The following is a 17,894-nucleotide window of genomic DNA, read 5'->3' as shown; positions in this document are numbered from 1 at the left end:
CGCGGCCACCCGGACGCCAGCCGGCGTGTCGAGAGGTACATAATATACAATATGCGTCCTGGGCCGCCACGGACCGATCCCGACCACCTCACTTCCCGGGCGGCTGCGCCGTCAGGTTGTGCCTGGCGAGGAACTCCCTGACGGCCACCAACGCCCTGAGGGTCTGGTCCTGGCCGAAGCGCCCGTGTCGGCCGCCCGGCACGGTGACCAGTTGGTTCGGCACGCCGGCCTCGGTCAGCGCCTGGTGCAACCGCACGGCGTGGGTGTACGGCACGGTCGGATCGGCATCGCCGTGAATGGTGATTACGGGCGGCAGTCCCGGCCGCACGTGGGTGAGCGGGGACACCAGCCTCGCAAGGGGTTCGCGATTGGGCAGCGCGCCGAACCACCTCACGGCGTAGGTCTTCATGTTCGGGCCCTCGAGCAGATCGGCAACGTCAGTGACGCCGTACCAGTTGACGATGGCCGCCACCTTCAGGTCCTCGGTGCCGGCGCACTGGCGATCCAGGCCGGCCGAGGCGGCCAGCATCCCGGTCATCAGCGCGAGGTGACCGCCGGCCGAGTCACCGGTGACGACGATTCGCGCCGGATCGAGGTGGTACTCCTTGGCGTGCACGATCACCCAGCGAAGCGCACATCGACAGTCCTCGACCGCCGCCGGCGCGAGCGAGACCGTCGCGAGCCGGTACTCGACGTTGACGACGGACCATCCCATCTGCAGGTACGGCTGCAGCTGGTGGACGCGATCTTCCTTGGCGCCACTGGTCCACCCGCCGCCGTGGAAGTAAACCAGTGTCGGCCTCGGCGACGGGTCGGACGGGCTGAACGGCTGATGGACGTCGAGCTTGCCGTTCCAGTTGTTGGTGGTGAGGTAGGTGATGTTGGAGCGGACGATGTAGCCGGCGATGACCGCGGCTGCACCAGCCAGGGGGTCGGCGACCTGCGCGTGCGCCACGGCGCTGTGGCACGCGGCCGCCATGACGAGGAGACCGACGGCGATTCGATGGATGAGACGCATGCTTGGTTCTCCGGCGGGAATGAAGGGAATCCGAGATTTCCGTGCGCGACGCCGATCGCGTCGTCGCTCGTCTGGAAGCGCGCCACGAGCCCGACACATCCGGCTGAGTGGCGCGGGTCTCCATCGTCGAGCGCTGGTGGCGTGTGCGGTCGGAACGGCGGCGGCCCATCGCGGACTCAGCGCGCGGACGACAGTTCCTTGTCGGCGCCGGCCGGCGAGCCTTCGGCCGCGCGCCCGATCGCGGCGGTCACGCGCAGGAAGCGTTCGATTTCCTGCGGCGTGTTGTAGTGGCTCCCCGAGAGCCTGATGAAGCTTCCGATCCCGAGTTGCTGGAGCATCGCCGCGAAGAACGGGTCGTGGCCAGGTGCGTGCAGTCTGAGCTGTGCCTCCTGGTACATGGCACATCCCCGGTCCGACTCGATTCCAGCCAGGTTGAACCCGACGAGCAGGGACTGGCGCCAGAGGTCAGGGCCCACCCCGTAAACGGTCACGTGCCTCAGGTCCTTCAGGCCAGGCGCCCCGCCCGTGCCGTGCAGCAGCAGCGACAGGAGGCCGACCTGGTGCGCCTTGATCGCCGTCATGGCGGCAACGACGAGGCTGCGCCGGTCGGTGGCGCCGGTGAACCGGCTGCCGAGCCAGCACAGGTAGTCCACGACCGCGGACCACGCCGCGTACGACTGGTGCTCGACGCCGCCGAGGTCCCAGCTGTTGGCCGGTTTGAGCGTGTATCTCCAGTGCGGCAGCGTGGCGAGGCGGTCGGACACATGCGCGTACCCACAGCCCTTGACGCCGTAGTTCTTGTAGGGCGCGATGACGTAGGCGTCGGCGCCTATGTCCTCGACGTCGACCACCGCGGATGGCGAGTATTGGACACCATCGACCATCGTGAAGAGTTCCGGCTTGATCTTCCGCGCCTCGCGGATGATCGCCTTGACGTCGTACACCTCGCCGGTGACGTTCGAGGTGTGCGTCAGGACCAGGAAGCAGGTGTTCCTGTCGATGTGGCGGAGGATGGTCTCCGTTGCGACCGACGCTGTGTCGCGACCCGGCTCGGCGATGCGCTCCTTCTTTCCGTAGTTCGACGAGAACTGCGTCAGCGCGCTCCGCACCGAGGCGTGGTCGAGGCCGGTGGTGACGACGTTGGTGCCGGGAATCGTGGAGAGGACGGCGTCGGTGATGCGATAGATGACGTGGCTGCTGCTCCACCCGGGAATCGTCTGGCCCGACTTCGCGCCGAAGAAGATCATCAAGTCCTGAATCCCCTTCGCGGTGACGTCGACGGCGTGCCGGGATCCGGGATTGGCGCGGCCCTGCTGGTCGGGCAGACAGGTTTCGGCGCCCATCGCCTCGACGACGCGCTTGGGCCGGCATGAGCCGGACGCGGCGTCGAAGAAGATCCGTTTACCGGAGTAGGGGTCCCAATCCACGTAGACGAACTGGTTCCTGATCTCCTCCATCAGCGTGGGAGAGAACAGGCCATTCTGGTATGCGGTCGCCATATCGAGGCCTCCTGTCGGCTGAAGAGAAACAGCGCGACGCCGTGAATATAATATATAATCTGTTCTCTGTTCCGCAAGCCCGGAGTGTGGCGGCTGCGAGGAGATTCCGGAAACCGTGTGGACCCAATCCTACGATCCTCTTGGTCAGATCTTCTTCTCCGCGCTGGCGGCCACCCTGCCGATCACCTTTCTGTTCTGGGCGCTGACGGCGCACAAGATGAGGGGACACGTGGCCGGCCTCTGGGCCACCGGCCTGACCGTCCTGGTCGCCGTCGTCATCTACAAGATGCCGCTGTCCCTCGCGCTGGCGTCGACCCTGCAGGGCGCGCTGTACGGCCTCTTCCCGGTCGGCTGGATCGTCGTCGCCGCCATGTTCCTGTACCGCATCACCGTCGAGACGGGCCAGTTCGAGATCATCAAGAACTCGATTGCCTCGATCACGGAAGATCGGCGACTGCAGGCGCTGCTCATCGCCTTCAGCTTCGGAGCGTTCCTCGAGAGCGCGTCGGGCTTCGGCACGCCGGTCGCGATCTCCGCGGCGATGCTCGTTGGATTGGGGTTCGAGCCGCTCTTCGCGGCCGGCCTCTGCCTCATCGCCAACACCGCGCCGGTGGCGTTCGGCTCGATCGGCACGCCGATCCTCGTCGCGAGCCAGGTCACCGGCATCGATGACCGGCTCATCTCGCAGATGGTCGGCCGGCAGTTGTCCCTGGTCTCGCTGATCATCCCGTTCTGGCTGGTGTTCACCATGTCGGGCCGTCGCGGAGTGAAGGAGGTCTGGCCGGCAGCGCTCGTGTCCGGCGGATCCTTCGCCGTCGCCCAGTGGTGGACATCCCAATACCTGGGCCCCTTGTTGCCCGGCATCATCTCATCGCTGTGCTCCATCGTGTGCCTGGTGCTGTTCCTGCGCGCCTGGCAGCCGGCGCGGGTGTTTCGTTTCCGCGACGAGGGCCGGGCCGGCGTTCCATCCGTCCAGCCCTTCTCGAAGGTGGCGAAGGCCTGGAGTCCGTTCCTGGTGCTCACGATCCTCGTCGGCAGCTGGGGCGTCAAGCCGGTCAAGGCCTTGCTCGAACAGGCGACGCTGGCCGTGCCGTTTCCGCTGATCCACAACGCGATCGTGGCGCCCGACAATCCGGCGCCGATCGCGGCGATCTACTCGCTCAACGTGCTGTCGGCCACCGGCAGCGTGATCCTGCTGGCCGCGATCGTCTCGGTCGTCATCACCGGGATGCGACCGGCTGACGCGGTGCGGTTGTTCAACCGCACGGCCAGGTCGCTGGCTGCGCCGCTCGTGACGGTCTCCGCGGTACTCGGGTTTGCCCACATCGTGAACTCATCCGGCATGACGGCCACGATGGGGATGGCGGTCGCGGGCACGGGCTCGCTGTTTCCGCTGTTTTCGCCCGTACTCGGGTGGCTCGGCGTCTTCACGACGGGATCCGATACGTCGGCGAACGCGGTGTTCGGCCCGCTTCAGACGGTGACGGCACGGCGGATCGGCGTCAACCCGGTGCTGACGATCGCCGCCAACTCGTCGGGCGGCGTGACGGGGAAGATGATCTCCCCGCAGTCAATCGCGGTGGCGTGCGCGGCAACAGGCCTGGCCGGGAACGAGTCCGATCTGTTTCGTTTCACCGTACGACATTCGCTGCTGCTGGTTGCGATCGTCTCGGTGATGACGTACCTCCAGGCGACGGTCTTCAGGTGGATGGTGCCGGTCATCGACGCGACGTCCGGCGCGGCGCGCGCGCTGCCGGCTGGCGCCGGCGCGTCCACCGCCGCCGGGTGGGCCTGGTTGGGAATCACCGGGATCGTGGTCGCGGGACTTGCGATCGCGACCGGGCGCCGGTAGCGTCACCTGCCTCATGACGCTCGAGGCCTCCGCAGCGGCTCGGGTCCACGTCGATTCCGATGCCGGACTCGTCGATCGCCGCGATGAAACCCGGTCCCGCCGCGCGGACGCGGTCCCGGTCGGTGGGGCACGGCGGGCACGTTCGACTGGCTGAAACACGATGTGCCCGGGTCCATGGCCACGGGCGCGGCCCGGATCGGGAAAGACGGGGGGTTCTGACGGCCGACGCGACACGAACGGGTTGGTCGCCGGGGCAACCGCCCGGAGGCCCGCCGTGGTCAGGCGCGTCGATTATATATGATATGTTACGTGTGAGGCGAGACCGAGCTGTACCTCCGGCACAAGGATCCCCGGCACCCCGCAATCGAACCGCGCGCCGGCCCGGAGGAGTCGATTTAACGTGGTGTGATGTTCGTCGTACTGGCGTTGGGTGTCCGGGAGTAACCGGCACGAAGACCACGGGCCACTGACCGATCACGAACCGCGGGCCGCCGGTCGTTCCACACCGGCCGCCCGTTGGTGACTCGGAGAGCCGAATGCAACTGGATTTCCTGGCACCGACCTCGACTGGACGATGGGTTCTCGGGCTGGCAGTTGCCATTTGCTGGAGTGTCTGGCAGGGGCCTGCGGTCGTGCACTCGCAACCTCAGGCTGTCGCCGGCTCGGCCTACAGCCCTTCCTCGTTCACCGCGCTGGCGTGGCGCAACATCGGTCCCAACCTGGGAGGTCGGTCCCTCACCATTGCGGGCAGTCCCAACCGCCCGAATGAGTACTACTTCGGCGCGGTGGGCGGCGGGCTCTGGAAGACGACCGACGGGGGAAACAGTTGGACGCCGGTCACCGATCGCCGGATTCGGAGTTCATCGGTGGGCGCGGTCGGGGTCTCGGAGAGCAACCCCGACATTGTCTACCTGGGGACGGGCGAGGTACAGCTGCGTGGAAACATCATGCAGGGTGACGGCATGTACAAATCGCTGGATGCCGGCATGACGTGGACGCACATCGGCCTGCCCGACACTCAGGCGATCGGGCGCGTGCGCGTCCACCCGACGAACCCGGATATCGTCTACGTGGCGGCCCTCGGTCATCCGTACGGACCCAACGAGGAACGCGGCGTCTTCAAGACGACCGACGGCGGCAAGACCTGGCAGCAGGTGCTGTCCCGGGGCCCGCGAGCTGGCGCCGTCGACCTCTGCATCGATCCCAACGATCCGGTAACGCTCTACGCCGGCTTCTGGGAGGTGTACCGCACACCGTGGACACTCGCGAGTGGCGGTCCCGGCTCCGGCCTGTTCAAGACGGCCGATGGGGGAGCGACATGGACGGAGCTGACCCGGAATCCAGGGCTGCCGCAGGGCATCGTGGGAAAGATCGGCGTGGCCGTTTCGCGTGCCGATTCGAAACGGGTCTACACCCTGATCGACGCGCTCGACGGCGGGCTCTTCAGGTCCGACGACGCGGGAGCCACATGGACGAAGGTCAACCAGCATCACGACCTGCGACAGCGGGCGTTCTACTTCACCCGCCTGGTGGCCGACCCGAAGGATCGCGACACGGTCTACGTGCTCAACTACGAGTTCCAGAAATCGACCGACGGCGGCAAGACCTTCAAACCGATCCCCACCGGCAACGGCGACAATCACGACCTCTGGATCGATCCGAACGACCCTCGCCGGCTCGCGAACGCGGATGACGGCGGCGGAACGATCTCGGTCAACGGCGGCCGGACGTTCACGCGGCAGGCGTACCCGACGGCGCAGATGTATCACGTCTCCACGACGAAGGACTTCCCGTACCACGTGTGCGGCGGTCAGCAGGACCGAGGCACCAACTGCGTGCCGTCCGACTTCGGACTGAAGTACCACAGTCCGCGCGACAAGAGCGGCGACTGGTTCTACTCGGTCGGTGGCAACGAGAGCGGATTCGTCGCGCCGCACCCGACCGACCCGGACATCTTCTACGCCGGCGGCCAGGAGGGCACGCTGACACGATACGACCGCAAGACGGGCCAGGAGCGCAACATCAAGCCCTATCCCTACTACTACTCGGGCCAGTCTGCCGGGTCGATGAAGGAACGCTGGCAGTGGACGTTCCCGATCGTGGCGTCGCCGGTGAACCCGCAGATCCTGTACGCCTCCTCGCAGCATCTGTGGCGCACGACCAACGAAGGTCAGAGCTGGGAGAAGATCAGCCCCGACCTCACGCGCGCCGATCCCAAGACGCTGGGCGATTCGGGCGGACCGATCACCAAGGATCAGAACGGCCCGGAAGTCTACGCAACGATCTACACGATCGCGTCGTCTCGCCACGACGTGAACCTGATATGGACCGGCTCGGACGATGGCCTGGTGCACGTCACACGCGACGCCGGCAAGAGCTGGGCGAAGGTCACCCCGCCCGACATGCCCGAGTTCACCCGCGTGAGCATGATCGACGCGTCGCCGCACCAGCCGGGTACTGCGTACGTCGCCGGAATGCGGTACCAACTCGACGACCGTGCGCCGTACGCCTGGAAGACCCACGACTACGGGCGGACGTGGACGAAGATCGTCAATGGCATCCGAGGCGACGACTTCGTGCACGCCGTGCGTGAGGACCCCAGGCGACAAGGCTTGCTGTACGCGGCAACAGAGCACGGCGTCTACGTGTCGCTCGATGACGGCACGCAGTGGCTGCCGCTATCGTTGAACCTGCCGGACCTGCAAGTGTCCGACCTGGTCGTCGAGAACCGCGACCTGGTCATCGCCACCCACGGCCGCGGCTTCTACGTGCTCGACGACATCGAACCCCTGCGGCAGTTGACGCCGGAGGTCTCGCAGGCGACCGCCTGGTTGTTCACACCCGCTGCGGCGGTTCGGCGCGTCTACGCTGCGGACATCGACTATGTGCTCCGGGCGCCGGCCGCGAACCTCAAAGTGGAGATCCTCGACGGGAGCGGCGCGACGATCCTGACGCTGCCGAGCGCCAAGGCCAACCACGCGGGTCTGAACAGGCTGACCTGGGATCTTCGGTATCCCGGCGCGACGGTGTTCGACGGCATGATCCTGCGAAGCGCGGCGCCGCAGAGAGGGCCCATCGCGCCGCCGGGAACCTACCAGGTGCGGCTCACCGCCGACGGCCAGGTTCAGACGCGAAGATTCACCGTCACGCTCCCTCCACAGGTCAAGGGTGTGTCTCAGGCGGACCTCGAGGCGCAGTTCGCGTTGGGCCTCCAGATCCGCGACAAGACGAGCGCCGCGAATCAAGCCGTCATCCTCATCCGCGACCTGAAGAAGCAGATCGCGGACCGGCAGGGCAAGACGACCGACAGGAAGGTGGTCGTCGCAGCCGGTTCGCTCGTGGAGAAGTTGGCCGCAATCGAAGAGGAGCTGTACCAAGTCAGGAACCAGGCGCCCAAGGATCCGCTCGCGTATCCGGTGAAGCTGAACAACCGGATTCCGGCGCTCGGCTACGTGGTGGACGGGGCCGACGCGCGCCCGACCGACCAGTCCCATCTGGTGTTCAAGGAGCTGTCGGCGGAACTCGATGCGCAACTCGGCAGGCTCGACGCCCTGCTGAAGAACGACGTGCCCGTCCTCAACAGGCTGCTCGGGGTTGGGAAACTGCCGCCTGTCGCAAGGAGTGGCGCGCAGCGCTGATGCGTCCGCACGCGCGAAGGGGATTCCCGGCCGCTGCTCGGTTCAGTAGCCGGCGGCGCGCAGCGCCAGCACGATCCGTTCTTCGGCTCGGACGATGTGGTCGGCCATGACCTTGCGCGCTTCGTCGGAATCGTGACGCCGGATCGCCTCGATGATCACCCGGTGCTCGGCGGTCGAGGCCTTGCCATCGACTCCGACGCCGAGGCCCAAGTACAGGGGCCGCTGGTGCTGGTCGAGCGCCGACATCACGAGCGTCTCCAGGCGCCTGTTGTGGGTGCACTGGACGAGCGCCTGGTGAAAGACGCTGTTGGCACGGAGGTATTTCTCGTACGTTCGCCGATCCGCTCGCCGATAGCGAAGCTCGGCCAGGGGCTCCAGGCGCTTGACGTCCTGCTCGCTGGCGCGGGCGGCGGCCAGACCGGCGGCCTCGGCCTCGACGACGCGCCGCACCTCACACAACTCACGGAAGTTGTCGACCGTCAGCTCGGCAATCGCGTACCCGCGAAACGGCACGATTCTCACGAGGCCCTCGAGGGCCAGGCGGTTGAGGGCCTCGCGCAGCGGCGTCCGCGACACCTGCATCTCGCTGCACAACTCCTTCTCGACGATGCGGCTGCTCGGAAGCATCGCGCACGTCAGGATCCGGTGCTTCAGCGTGGCGTAGATCCGGTCGGGGAGCGATGTCGGCGGAATGACGGCGGGGTCGAGTTCGATCAGTGACTGCGGATGACCGCTCTTTGGAATCATTGCCCCTCCCGAGACCGGCTGCCTCCCCGCTCGGCGCGAGGTTGTATACGGTATTCTAGCATGGGCCGTGACCCCGCCCGCCGAGGCGTACTGCGCTCGCGCGCCGCCACGCGCGGGTGTCGTCGTCTGGTTCCGGCCGGTTGTCAGACGCGCCACTCTGTGTGGCGGATGCGGCCATCGATCGTCCACCGGTCGCCCCACCCTGGTGATCTGACCGGTGCATGGGAGCGCCGACCGAAGGCCGCCCGCCGCCTATCGTGGCCCCGCCGCCGTCTTGGGCAAGGCGAACTCCCACGCGGGAAGCGCAGCCGTCGTGGAGTTGATTGTCTCGCCCCTGAGGAAGGCCGCCACCGCCTCCTTCGTCGCCGGCAGCGTGAACATCACTTCCTTCCCGCTATGCGTCCCGTTCTCGACGACGATGTGGGCCGAGTGCGCGAAGCCCGCCTTGATCTCCTCGGCGTTTGTCGGCGGCGTGCGGCCGTCGAGCGTGCCGGTGAAGAAGAGGACCGGGACGGCCGAGGCAATGGGCGACCGGAACGCCGGACCCAAATCGCGCTTCATCCAGGCGTCGCAGACGTCGGGGATCGGGAAGTCCTCGACGTCGCCGAGCAGCGTCTCGCCCGCCTCGCGTCGGATCCGCGCGACCCGCTCCTCGGAGGTGCCAGAGGCGCAATCCACCTGGTACCCCATGGCCGAGCCGATCGGCTGGCCGCGTCTGTTGAGGATTTCCTGCGCCAGCCAGGTGAAGTCGCCGTGCGCCATGTCGTAGTACGCGGCCGGCAACTGCCGGATGAAGGCGCTGCTGCCCAGTCCCTGGCCGGTGACCAACTGCAGGTCGAACTTGCTCACCGTGACCTTGACCTTCCGGTTCGTCCGCGGTTCGGTGGCTTCCGCGGTCGCCGGCGCCTTCTCCAGCCTGTCGAGCACGATCTTGACGAGACCGACGAAGTCGGGCACCAGCTTTCCCACTTTCGGATCGGCGGCTGCCGCCGTTGCGATCTTGTCGAGCTGCTTCTCCGTGTTGCTGGGCAGCTTGATCGTGTGGTCCGGGCCCTCGGTGCCGGAGAGGATGGCGCGCGCCACGTGGTCGCCATGGCGGCGGATGGTGGACAGCATCAGGTGCGATCCGTAGCTGCCGCCGATGAGCACCATCTTCTCGGCGCCGAGCGCGGCGCGCACCTCGTCGATGTCGTCGGCGCTCGATTCCGTGTTGTACGCGGCGAGGTCGATCCCCTGCCCCCGCCAGTACGCGGCGCACGCGCGGGCTTTCTCCCTGATCTCCCGGGCGTAGGTCTCGCGCGTGCGGATGGCGTCGAGGGCGAGGTCGATCGTCTCGGCGCACTCCAGCGTTGGCCGGGACTGGCCGACGCCGCGCTGATCGAGCGCGATGACGTCGCCGGCCGGCAGCAGCGTGGGGAGCGACTGGAACCATGTGCTTCTCGGCATGTCGATCCCCGAGCTGCCGGGGCCCCCGGCCACGAGGATGATCGGTGGGCCCGGATTCTTCGAGGTGCTCTTGATGCGCACGAACGCGAGTTCGATCGACTTCGACGCGGGCGCGGCGCGGTTCTCGAGCACCTTCAAGCGACCGAATTCTGTCTGAAGCGCCTGGCCGTCGTTGGCCCGGAAGACGTAGGGGAACCAGGTGATGCGGTCGGGCGAGACTGGCGGGGCCGGCTTCGCGCACGACGCGCAACAGGCGAGGGCGAGCGCCGGGGCGATGACACGAACGAGGAGGCGTCGGGAACGGTTCAGCATGCTGGAACCTCGAAGGGGGCGAGCCGGCAGTATGGGCCCTCGCCGACAGGCCAGTGCGCACCTCTCGCCCCCCGGGGGGGAGGTGCCGGAAATGTCAGCATATGATATATCATATCGATACCGCAAGGCAGCCGCTCGGCACTAGGCTGCCGCTGTAGCCGGCATCAGCGGGCCGGCGGCGTGGCCGTGGGCCGCTATCGTCCTTTTCGCTCGAAGACGTAGGTTCCCGGCCCGACCTCGAGCACGACAGCGGTGCTGGTTTCCTGCCCACCGGTGAGACCCGGGACGCCCGGCTTGAAGGCACCCGCCTGCCAGACCACGCGCCCGCCCTCCTCGATCGACACATCCTCGAGGCGCGTCTTCGGAACGACAATCCCGGCGGTGCTGCCGACCGGGATCGTGATCTCCATTCGGAGGACATCCCCGGCGCGGGACCATGCGGAGCAGATGCGGCCGCGCACCGTCTCCAACGAGCCGGACGCAAATTCCAGGTCGCGCACCACCTGCGGCTCGATTCGGATGCGCCGGTAGCCAGGCTGCGTCACGTCGAAATTGATGCCTGCCAGCGCTTCGTAGAGCCATGCGCCGACGCTCCCGAACATCGGGTGGTTGTGCGAATTCATCCCGCCGCCGGTCTTGTGCTGCCAGATCTCCCAGAGGGTCGTGGCCCCGTGCTCGATCATGAATCCCCAGCTGGGGTAGGTCGTCGCGGTCGCCAGATCGTACGCCAGCTCGGGGCGCCCCATCCGCGTGAGCACCGGCATGATGTACTTGGCGCCCAGGATGCCGGTCGTCAGATGGGTGTCGTGCGTGTACAGCACGTCGAGCCGAAGGTTGTTGAACACACGGCTCGGCACCGCCTGACGGGCGCGGACCGGCGCCATCGCGGCGTTTGCCGCGGTGGTGAGACGGCCGTCGGCGGGAACGGGCACCATGCCCAGGTAGAGCGGCAGGGCGTCGCCGGTCTGGGTGCCGTTGCCGTAGCGGCCGGCCTCGGCCGCCTTGCCGAGCACGGCCGCCGCGCGTGCCACGATGTCGACGCTCCAGTAGTAGAAGCAGGTCGACACCAGACTGCCGGGCGTGCGCTCGATGGCCACCCAGTCACCGAACCGATCGACGGTCGAGATGCTGTTCTCGCTGGTCGCCTGCAGGTAGTCTGCCCAGCGCCGAAGGCTCTCGAAGTGCTTCTCCAGGATCCGGCGATCGCCGTAGTGTTCGTACATGTACTGCGCGATGAGCGGGTACGCGGCGCCCCAGGCCGGGTCGGTCGGGGGCTTGACGAGTTCGCTGGCGGGCGCAACGTTGGGCACCAATCCGTTCTCCTGCTGATCGTCCCGGACGTCCCGCAGGAAGTTCGTGTAGAAGGCGGCCATGTCGAAGTTGAGCATGGCGGTCTCGGCGGCCAGGTGCGCATCGGCCATCCACCCCATTCGCTCCGCGCGCTGGTCGGAATCGGTGGGGATGCCGTGGAGGTTCGTCCTGGTGCCCCACAGGATGAGGCGCTGCAACTGGTTCAGGATTGTCTTGGATGCCGCGAAGCCCCCCACGGGCTTCACGTCCGCATGGACGGTTCTTCCGAGCAGCGCGTTCAGCGGCGGCGTGCCGGGGTAGCCGGTGACCTCGACGTAGCGGAACCCGTGGTACGTGAAGTGGGGCTCGTATTCCTCCTCGTCACCTGCGCCACGCAGGGTATAGGTGTCCGTTGCGCGGGCCCCGCCCAGCGTCTCCACGTTCACCATGCCATTGGCGTAGACGAGTTCGGCGTGCCGCAGCCGGACCGTGGTGCCGGCCGGCCCGGTGACGCGCAAGCGGATCCACCCGCCGAAATTCTGGCCGAAGTCGTACACGTACACACCCGGCCGCGGGCTGGCCATCGTCAGGGGGATCAGATCACCGACCATGCGGATGGGCGGCATCGTCTGCGCCGAGAGCACACCGGCTGGCGGGTCGTTCAGGCTGACCGCTCTCCAGCGCGCGTCGTAGGTTTCCCCGTTGTAGATGCTGTCGGAGACGATCGGTCCGTCGGCGCCCTTCCACGAGGCGTCGCTCACCACCTGCATCTTCCGGCCACCGGCCAACTCGATGTCGAGTTGCACGAGGGCGGCCCTTGCGCCGTATCGTCCCTGCCCGAGCAGGATCCCGACCGTGTTCGGGCCCTCGTCGCGCTGGCTGGTGATGTCGTACGTCGCGTAGAGCACGCGTTTGGCGTAGTTCGTCTACGCGGGATCGAGCACGTGGTCGCCGACCTTGCGCCCGTTCAACCGGAGTTCGTAGAAGCCGATCCCGGACACGAACGCGCGGGCCCGAACGGGCCGGGCGGGAAGCGAGAACTCCCGGCGCAGTTGATTGCCGCCGCGGATCCACTTCGCCTTCCAGTCCGAGGCGCCCAACAGGCCCGTCTCGAACCGGCCGGTCGCGCTGTACGGGCTCACCTGGCCGTCCTGGTCCCAGTAGCGCACCTTCCAGTAGTAGGTGCGCGCGCTCGCGAGCGGCTTTCCGGCGTAGACAACCTGTGTGAACTCGCCAGACGCGACTCTTCCGCTGTCCCACTGGTCGCCAGTCTGCGCCTCGGGACGCGACGAGACCAGGATTTGATACGCCGCCTGGTTGATCCCGCGCCCGGTGTGTTGAGGCGTCCAGAACAGACGTGGGCTCGTGACGTCGATGCCGATCGGATCCACGAGGTACTCGCAGCGCAGGCCGGAAGGCGCCAGTGGCGATCCGGCAGCAGACTGCGCCATCAGGGCGATCAGCCACACGCACGTGGCGGTCCACATTCGGTGCGTCATAACGGGTCCTCCAACCGCGTGGGAACGGCGGACCGTCGCGGCGTGAGAGACGCCGTGCACGCCAGCAGTCTCAGCGCCTCGGCGCGGCCTTCGCGGTCGGCTTCCCGGGGGCCGGCGCGATCTGGTACTCGACGATCCGCGTGCTGTACACGCAGGGCCGGGCGTCGTTGGCATACTGTTGGCTCGTCCACAGCTTCGTCCCGTCCAGCGGATCGCGGGCCGTCAGCATGCCGACCGAGCTGCCGAACAGCACGAGGTAGTTCTGGCCCTTGTCCATCGTGCGATCCTTCATGCAGGTGTAGGGCGCGGTGCCGGCGGCCACGGTAACCGAGCCGCTGAACACGTTGGGTGCATCCGTCTTCTTCCGCCACCACATCAGCACGCTCGGATACGTCTTGGCGGTCACCGACGCCGCGATGATGCCGACGTTTCCTTGCGTGTCCACGCCGACGGTGCCCCACGCCGGGTTGACGTCCGCGCCCGAGATCTTCGCGGTGTGCGCGACGACGCACGCGGCCGGATCCGAGCAATCGAGATCGACGTAGATCATGATGTTGTTCGTGTCCGAGCCCTGCGAACCGCAGTCCTTCGTACACGGGCCGGACCCGAGCACGGCGTGCAGGTGCGAGCCGGCCTGCATGACGTTCATCAGCCGGTGCATCGTGCCGACCCGCACCCGGATGTCGGTTCCTGCCTGGGGAGCGCCCAGGTCGAGGCCGCAACACGGAGTGTTGAACAGCCACTTGTTGGCCTTCGAGCCGACGTCGGTCTTGATCGCTTGCTGCGCGCCGCTCGCGTTGTAGGTCCCCGCCGGTCCATTCCACGAGAACGTGTTCACCAGCCAGGTGAACGGGAAGTTGTCGGACTTCTGGCAGGCATTGAGCGGCCCGTTGTGGTCGCAACTCTTGGTGAGGAAGAACGCCGGAGCGTTCGGCGCCTTGTTCGGGTTGTTGTCCACCGCCGGCACGACGTCGAGTGGAATGTTGTGGACGCGGTTGAGATGGGCGGGCGGCGTGCGCCGGGCGATTGCTTTCGCTTCGTCGGACCTCAGCGCGAAGCAGTCCCAGGCAGTGTGCGGCGCCGTTTCGGGATTGTCGTCATTGGCGTGGGCGGCGCAGAAGTACACGCCGTTCTTGTCGTAGCCGAGCTTCGTGCCCGGATCGTTGTCCAGGCACGGCCCTCCTTCGAGGCAGGAGGGGTAGACGCCCCCCCAGGCGCCAAGGGCGTCCGAGGTGGCGCTGACCATCAGGCAGTCGGCCTTGCCGGTCACGCCGATGATCCAGCGGCCGATGAACTCGTCGTACACGACGTGCGGCTCGTAGGGGCCACGGCTCGCCCCCTTCTTCGCTGCCGGCGGCATCGGGTCGAGGCCGGCGTTCCTGATGAACGCCGTCAGGGGTGTCGATCGCAGCAGCTTGCCGCTCTTGTCGTACACCGCGAGGTTCTGCCAGGTGATCTGCACGACCTGCTGGCCGCTGGCGCCAACGTTGGTCTCGGATTGGCGGCCGCAGTGCGTGGTGTTCGCCTCGCACACGGCCAGGCCGGGACCTTTGTCGCCGTCGAACGAGCGGACCATCGTCTGCGCCGTGGCCGGGACACCTCCGAGCAGGAGATACCCGGCGATGAGCAACGTCCATGCGGAGTGGGCAAAGCTGTCTCTATTCACGGTGTTACCTCCATGCCGCCTGGTTGAGCAGACGGCCCGCGGGTGATGCGCCCGAATTGAATGCCAGGCTGTCCGCGCGAATCAGCTGGGCAAAACGAATCCGCTTCACGCCGTTCTTGAAGATGTTGTATTCCTCAGCCGACTGAGGATGCGCGCCTAGGACGGCGGTGAGGCGTCCCTGCAGGTCCGGCAGGCCCGCCAGGCCGAGCAACAGGATGAAGATTTCAAGGCGCATGCCGACCCGACAAGAGAGTCGTGACACCGGGACACCTCCCAAGGGCGACAACATAACCGGGCGTGGATGCGCCTTGACCGAGGGGGACGGCGGTTCAGGTCAGGCGGTGGCGGCCATCGCGAGTTCGCGCGCGCGTGCTCGGTCGCTCCGCCTCAACAGACTCGCAAACAGCAACCCCAACAGGCCCAGACACGAGAACATCCACATGCCGGCCGTGTAACCGCCGGGATTGGTGGCGCTGGCGTGCCACGTGTCGTTCGCCCAGCCGATCAGCAGGTTGAAGCCAAACAGGCCGATATTCTGGACCATGGTCATCAGCCCGTAGGCCGTGCCCAGTCTCGACTCGTCCACCACGTACGCCACCGACGGCCACATCACTGCCGGGATGAGAGAGAAGGCAATTCCCATCATGGCCATTGGAACCCCGAGGGGCAGGTCCGAGTAGGCCATGATCAGATAGACCGGAATCAGCAGCATCGAGCCGAACATCATGAGCAACGACCGCCGGCCGATGCGGTCTACCAGAAGGCCGAACAGCGGCGTGCCAACCATCGCGAAGATCGTCAGCATGCCGACCAGCATCGACGCCTCTTTGGGTGAGGCGTGGTGCGCCTCGACGAAGTACTTCTGCGCGAAGGTCTGGAACGGGAAGATCCCTGAGTAGAACGTGACGCACAGGGCGACGATGTACCAGTACGAGCGGTCGAACTTGAAAATGTCCTTGAGGACCACCTTGTCGGTCTTGATCGTCCCGAGGTTGTACCGCCGTTCGGCCAGCGACTCGAGAAGCCAGTAGCCCAGCGCGCCGATGACGCAGAAGGTGGCAAAAGCGACCGCCATATACAGGGGCCACGTCCACGACGTGTACGCCCACGCCGCCCAGGTCGGTGACACTTGCGCCGCCAGCGAACCGAAGCGCGAGAGGGTGAGGTTGATCCCGAAGCCGAAGCTCAACTCCTTGCCGCGGAACCAGCGCGCAATCGCCGTCGTGACAGCCACGGTCAATGACTCGGCGCCCAGGCCGTAGATGAGCCGGCCAGTCGCCATGACCGGCAGGGTTGGCGTGAGCGCGGTCACCGAGGCACCGACAAAGCAGATGACACCGAAGATGAGCGTCGATTTCTTCGTCCCGATCCGGTCGATGATGACCCCGCCGATGAGTACCATCACGACGTTCGGGAAACTGTAGATCGCCTGCAGGAGGCCGATATTGGCATCCGAGAACCCGAGCTGCTTGCTGAGCAGGTTCGCCAGCGGGCCGATGCAGTCGAAGACGTAGTAGTTCCCGAACGCCGCGAAGCTGATGACGGTGAGTACCATCCAGCGGAACAGCCGCGTTGGCTGGGGTCGCGTATCGAGCGATGCTTCGGTCATACCTTCGTGATCCCTGTCCGGCGATGGTCCGTCCGCTCGCCGTCGAGCCCTACCCTTCGACTGAGTGGTGTTGACCAACGTCTCGCGCGGGGGACGCCCGTTTCATAGAGTGCGCGGGGCGCGAAGCATGGTCACCACAAGTGAGCGCAGGGTTTACGAGAGTTGCGGCCCGTCCGGAAACAGACTGGCCGTGGCGAGCGTCTGCGCACCCTTCTCCGTGCAGATCGCGTAGCTCGAGCGATACATCGACACGCCGGCGTGCTGGCCTTTGGCGTTCAGGATGTAGAAGTTGGTCTGGAAGTTCGGATTGCCCTTCGCGTCGAGCAACCGTTTGTCGGTCGTCTTCGCCGTGATTCGTTTGAGCGCGTCGATGCCAGCATCCGTCGGCGAGAGTCCCCGTCGGAGGTTCTCGACGATCAGAAACGAGCACAGCCCGAATAGATTCGACTCGCCGCGGCCGGTAGACCCCGCGGCGCCCACCTCGCCGTCCACGTAGAGCCCTGCCCCCAGAATCGGGGAGTCGCCGACCCGGCCCGGCAGCTTCCAGGCCAGTCCGCTCGTGGTTGTCACGCCAGCGATCTCCCCCTTGGCGTTGATGCCGGTGCAGTTGATGGTGCCGTAGAAGTGATCGGACTCGATCAGCCCGTCGGCCACCATGGACAAGCCGGCGCGAAAGCCCGCCTCCTCGCGCGCTCTCGGGTCACTGTAGCGATCGAGTTCGCTGCGACGTTTCCATTCCAGCCAGAGCCGGCGTGACTGGGGGGAGTTCAGATCGGCTTCGATCGTGAATCCCGCACGTCGGGCGAACTGCCGCGCGCCCTCACCGACCAGCAGGTGATGATCGGTCTCGCTCATCACCTTCCGGGCGACGCACGACGGCGTTCGGACTCCTTCGAGCCCCGCAACGCCGCCGGCGCGATTCGTCGGCCCGTGCATGCAGGAGGCGTCCAGCTGAACGACGCCGTCGGCATTTGGCAATCCGCCGTACCCGACGGCGTGCTCGTCCGGATCGAGCTCGACGATGTTGACGCCGGCGATGAGCGCGTCGAGGACATCGCTGCCGCTCGTCATGAGGGCAAACGCCTTCTCGACACAGGTGAGGTCGCCGCCGTTCTTGTACTTGTTCCCATTCGCGGACGATACGACCGCGGGCTCGAGACTCCTGGGCGTGATCACGGCGGGCGCCTGGCCCTTCGGCGCCGGCGGCGCACCGGCCGCGAGCGCGGGGCGGCCAATCTTCTCGACGGTCATGTCGTGTCCCCTCCATCCCGAACCCTACCTGAACATGCGCCGCCGTTCGAGACCGGCTGGACGACGT

Annotated in this window: 11 protein-coding genes and 1 pseudogene; 2 read left to right on the top strand and 10 right to left on the bottom strand. The window is 66.6% G+C overall.

Features of this window, described 5'->3' with window-relative positions; genetic code table 11:
- Positions 1-88: 88 nt before the first annotated feature.
- Together VGK32_17530 and VGK32_17525 are read right to left on the bottom strand one after the other, a co-directional pair.
- A complete protein-coding gene (locus tag VGK32_17530) occupies positions 89-1,018 on the bottom strand; it encodes an alpha/beta hydrolase (GenBank protein HEY3383569.1) in 930 nt (309 codons plus the stop codon).
- Positions 1,019-1,194: 176 nt separating this feature from the next.
- Positions 1,195-2,517, bottom strand: a complete 1,323-nt coding sequence (locus tag VGK32_17525) for an aminotransferase class V-fold PLP-dependent enzyme (GenBank protein HEY3383568.1) — start codon at positions 2,515-2,517, stop codon at positions 1,195-1,197.
- 115 nt (positions 2,518-2,632) lie between these two features.
- On the opposite strand from VGK32_17525, the gene VGK32_17520 reads away from it, so the two are divergent.
- The gene (locus VGK32_17520) at positions 2,633-4,369 is read left to right on the top strand and encodes a lactate permease LctP family transporter (protein HEY3383567.1); all 1,737 of its coding nucleotides are present in this window, start codon (positions 2,633-2,635) and stop codon (positions 4,367-4,369) included.
- A 536-nt stretch (positions 4,370-4,905) separates the two neighbouring features.
- Complete coding sequence (locus tag VGK32_17515) at positions 4,906-8,007, top strand: hypothetical protein (protein HEY3383566.1); 3,102 nt, start codon at positions 4,906-4,908, stop codon at positions 8,005-8,007.
- Between the two features lie 42 nt (positions 8,008-8,049).
- On the opposite strand, the gene VGK32_17510 is transcribed toward VGK32_17515, so the two are convergent.
- From VGK32_17510 to VGK32_17475, 8 genes and pseudogenes are all read right to left on the bottom strand, one after another.
- Positions 8,050-8,754, bottom strand: a complete 705-nt coding sequence (locus tag VGK32_17510; protein HEY3383565.1) for a GntR family transcriptional regulator — start codon at positions 8,752-8,754, stop codon at positions 8,050-8,052.
- 252 nt (positions 8,755-9,006) lie between these two features.
- The gene (locus tag VGK32_17505) at positions 9,007-10,512 is read right to left on the bottom strand and encodes an alpha/beta fold hydrolase (GenBank protein ID HEY3383564.1); all 1,506 of its coding nucleotides are present in this window, start codon (positions 10,510-10,512) and stop codon (positions 9,007-9,009) included.
- Between the two features lie 194 nt (positions 10,513-10,706).
- The gene (locus VGK32_17500) at positions 10,707-11,114 is read right to left on the bottom strand and encodes an alpha-L-rhamnosidase C-terminal domain-containing protein (protein HEY3383563.1); all 408 of its coding nucleotides are present in this window, start codon (positions 11,112-11,114) and stop codon (positions 10,707-10,709) included.
- A pseudogene (locus VGK32_17495) lies at positions 11,091-13,253 on the bottom strand (family 78 glycoside hydrolase catalytic domain). Before VGK32_17495 ends, VGK32_17500 begins: the two are co-directional and overlap by 24 nt.
- A 118-nt stretch (positions 13,254-13,371) precedes the next feature.
- Positions 13,372-14,967 carry a hypothetical protein gene (locus VGK32_17490; GenBank protein ID HEY3383562.1) on the bottom strand — a complete coding sequence of 532 codons (1,596 nt, stop codon included), beginning with the start codon at positions 14,965-14,967 and terminating at the stop codon, positions 13,372-13,374.
- A gap of 4 nt (positions 14,968-14,971) precedes the next feature.
- Positions 14,972-15,229 (bottom strand): hypothetical protein, encoded by a 258-nt coding sequence (locus VGK32_17485; protein HEY3383561.1) that lies wholly within the window; start codon positions 15,227-15,229, stop codon positions 14,972-14,974.
- Positions 15,230-15,301: 72 nt separating this feature from the next.
- Positions 15,302-16,576 carry an MFS transporter gene (locus VGK32_17480; GenBank protein HEY3383560.1) on the bottom strand — a complete coding sequence of 425 codons (1,275 nt, stop codon included), beginning with the start codon at positions 16,574-16,576 and terminating at the stop codon, positions 15,302-15,304.
- Positions 16,577-16,729: 153 nt separating this feature from the next.
- On the bottom strand, positions 16,730-17,827 hold the full coding sequence (locus VGK32_17475) for a N(4)-(beta-N-acetylglucosaminyl)-L-asparaginase (protein ID HEY3383559.1): 1,098 nt from the start codon (positions 17,825-17,827) through the stop codon (positions 16,730-16,732).
- Between the last annotated feature and the right edge of the window lie 67 nt (positions 17,828-17,894).

The sequence above is a fragment of the Vicinamibacterales bacterium genome, assembly GCA_036504215.1.
Lineage (GTDB): Bacteria > Acidobacteriota > Vicinamibacteria > Vicinamibacterales > Fen-181 > FEN-299.
This window is presented reverse-complemented; position numbering and strand designations above follow the sequence as displayed.